The organism is Acinetobacter sp. WCHAc060033 (assembly GCF_004209125.1).
GTDB classification, from domain to species: domain Bacteria; phylum Pseudomonadota; class Gammaproteobacteria; order Pseudomonadales; family Moraxellaceae; genus Acinetobacter; species Acinetobacter wuhouensis.
Window position 1 is genome coordinate 1 of the sequence record NZ_SGSW01000207.1, and the last position, 336, is coordinate 336.

The 336-nt window shown below is 36.6% G+C and carries 1 pseudogene; it reads left to right on the forward strand.

Annotated elements, in window-relative coordinates:
- Positions 1-328, forward strand: a pseudogene (locus EXE10_RS21670) (hypothetical protein); the annotation flags it as partial.
- Positions 329-336: the final 8 nt, after the last annotated feature.

Consider the following 336-nt stretch of genomic DNA (forward strand, 5'->3'; position numbering starts at 1 on the left):
CCAATTCGACAGCGAAACATCACAAGGTGCTCGTTACCGTGTGGGCATTGATAAACCTACTTTTTATATCTTAAAGCTAAAAGAAAAAAAGGATTTTGCACTTAAAGGCTTTCAGCAAAAGTACGATTTATATCGTGAATATCCGAACACCTTGTACAAAGTTGAAGACACTAAAGTTTCGGAAAAGTTGAATGCGATGCTTTCTAAAGCCGTGAATGCTAAATCCAATTCTGATCATTTTGAAACGCTAAACAGCATTGGCTACTTTGAGCGTCCTCGTTACTCAGCAAACCAACGCATTGCTTATAACAATGCTAAATATAATTAAGGAGTTAA